This window comes from Terrimonas ferruginea DSM 30193, from assembly GCF_000425585.1.
Taxonomy (GTDB): domain Bacteria; phylum Bacteroidota; class Bacteroidia; order Chitinophagales; family Chitinophagaceae; genus Terrimonas; species Terrimonas ferruginea.
This window is the reverse complement of sequence record NZ_KE384401.1, coordinates 276,808-279,478: the sequence shown is the minus strand read 5'-3', so window position 1 is coordinate 279,478 and position 2,671 is coordinate 276,808. Positions and strand designations below refer to the sequence as shown.

The window sequence follows — 2,671 nt, the reverse complement described above, 5'->3', positions numbered from 1 at the left end:
CGGCCGCAGCCGGCAACGGCTCAAAAGCTGGCTGATAGAAACCACCAAACTGGTGGTGCTATACGGCGACAAAGAAACCAAGACCAACACCGTGTCTTTGCAACAACTATTACAAATACCCGATACCCAAACCCGGAACACTTTATCTTTGCAGTACTACAAAAAACAAAGCCATCAGCACACAGGTAACGACCAATGCCGATGGCTTCAAAAACAAAAACCAAAGATATGAGGAAAAAAATTGTCCCTGCGGATAACCGCAGGGTTTTGTCTTTCCCTTAAGTTGACGGCTATGGTGTATACACGAACCAGTCAGAAGGGACAGCAACACTAACTTAATTTCTTTTCCTTACTCCGAAGACTCCATGGTTCGTGTATACACGAACCATGGCAGGGACACCCACTGCCTTATTCACTTATTGATTTATTGAGTTTTGAGTTAAACGCCCCTTTCTCATTCATATCATGAACAGGAATTTCCCTTTTCAATGCCGCTGCTTTCCAGTCTGCACGTTTTTTCATCGACATACGGCGATCGATGATCAGTTGGTTTACCTGAATTTTTCTCAGCCATATTGCCGCGGAGTCGCGCGCACTGCCGTGGACAAATAAGATATCTGCCACAGCCGGCTCCCGGATTCGCCTGACCCTAAGAGCAGAATCAGCAATCATAATACGATAACCGGAATAAGTAATAAGGTTGTCCGATGCATGCAAGCTTTCGAGTGTGTCCGCAAACGCTGTTCTGTAGGCGCAAAGTGACGGCCGTATATTGTTTCGTATCGATGATGGTGTCAGTTGACTTTTCTGCTGTAGCCATTGTTTCCTGCCATTAACAATACTCATCTTACTTCCTTCTGGCAAATTGAATACTATAAACCTGTTCTGAACAGATGCTCTTGAGCAATCAACATATCTTATTCCTGCAACAATATTTAGCGTAGCAAGACTTACGACCAGGGCTTTTGCCGATTTTTCCATCAAGCCAAAAGCGGTCAATCCGATTACCAGGTAGAGCAGTAATACCTGTACAATACTGATGTTGAGATTATCCCAGATAGCGAAAGGCAATTTTTCTATGACATAAATAATGTTGTTCATCAGGCGGATCATCCATCCAAGGATCATTCCTGCATATTCACTTAACCAATTGCTGAAGCCTGCAGCAAGCAAGCCGATCTCTCCAATCAGTATTATACTCGAAAGTGGTACTACCGGCAGATTAGTAAACAGGAAACAAACCGGGAATTGATGAAAGAGATAGATGCTCACGGGTGTAGTAAGTATCTGCGCCGCACAGGTCACGGCGCACAATTGCCAGAGCCAGTCCATTATACGATAACGGCAATAAACCAGGTTATAAATCGGTTTATAGAATAGTACAATACTCAGTACAGCGAGGTATGACAACTGAAATCCTGCATCCCACAGCCAGTACGGATCGTAACACAGCAATAACATGGCGGAGGCCGCAAGCGTGTTATAAATATTGCTTTGCCGTGAGAGTGTCTGCCCGAGGAGCAAACAGGTAAACATGACCGCCGCCCGGACAATGGAAGCCGCTCCGCCCGCGATCAGGCTAAATAACCACAGTAAACTGACCGCTATGACAAAGGATATCCATTTAGTCCTGGGAACAACAGCCAATGGCGCCAGTAATTTTTGAATGAGCCAGTAGATCAATGCCAGGTGCATACCCGATACTGCAATCACATGAACTACACCCGTATTGCTGTACGACCTTAGCAAGTCTTCATCGAGGTCTTCTTTATAGCCTACCAGCAATGCTTCCGCCAATCCGGCTTCTTCTTTTCCGGGAATGTATTTTTTCAGTTGATAAAGTATCGTTTCTCTCCAGGCGATTATTTTTCTTTTGAACGAAAAGGTGGAATCGCGTACCAGGATCACCTGTGTGCTGTCCCGGACAAATAATTGACCCGTTACTCCTTGTCGCTGGCTATAAGCCGCGTAGTCAAAACCTCCAGGATTGCCGCTGTTTTTCACCGGTTGTATGGTCTGGCTGGTGATAACATAATTTCCAATGGGATAGTCTTCCGGCATAGCGCCCGGGGCGCTGTAAAACCAAACGCTTCCTGTTGCCCGTTTAAATTTTTTATCCTGCCATCGGCCGACAACGACCGCCTTCGTCTTTATACTTTTCGCCCGCCGGGCAAAGGGTTCTTCCATACGTAACAGTAGCCTTTGTCCTTCTTGATATTCATGCCCGTACCAATTTTCTTTAGCGGTTACTTTTGCCGTTTGTATTAACATCCAACCAGCGAAAAAGATAAGCAGCCACACCAGTATACCGCGAATAAGTTGCAGACGATACCTAAAATAAAGAGGCACTAACCTGAATACAACCAACGGCAGGAGTAAAACACCAATTGATATATATACTCCAGTCTCCGGAATGTTTACATACTCACCGGCTATAATACCCGATATCATCGGGATTAATATCCGTAGTGCAGGCACCCGTGCGGTAAATATGGTTATTGCAGACATCCTGCAATATCAGTTGTGGGGGAAGTGAAACAATGGGAAAAACATCGGTGGAAGTAAGGAAGTTTCTTCTTTTGTGCAGGGAAGTTGCACTCCTTATTCCGTAGCCCTTGTTCCGGTTCGTCAATAGACGAACCGGGGTGTCTGAGTGTTTAGTTGTCAGCTT

General features: G+C 45.4%; 3 protein-coding genes. 1 reads left to right on the top strand and 2 read right to left on the bottom strand.

Translation table 11 applies throughout. From position 1 onward, the window contains the following. Positions 1-232, top strand: a 232-nt coding sequence (locus tag H608_RS24540) for a hypothetical protein (RefSeq protein WP_028789089.1), incomplete at its 5' end; no start/stop codon positions are given. 176 nt (positions 233-408) lie between these two features. Here the strand turns inward: H608_RS24540 and H608_RS0119095 are convergent. Both H608_RS0119095 and H608_RS24690 read right to left on the bottom strand, forming a co-directional pair. Continuing rightward, on the bottom strand, positions 409-2,451 hold the full coding sequence (locus H608_RS0119095; RefSeq protein ID WP_211227093.1) for a ComEC/Rec2 family competence protein: 2,043 nt from the start codon (positions 2,449-2,451) through the stop codon (positions 409-411). After that, on the bottom strand, positions 2,426-2,671 hold a 246-nt coding region (locus H608_RS24690), incomplete at its 5' end, for a hypothetical protein (protein ID WP_211227092.1). The genes H608_RS24690 and H608_RS0119095, both read right to left, overlap by 26 nt.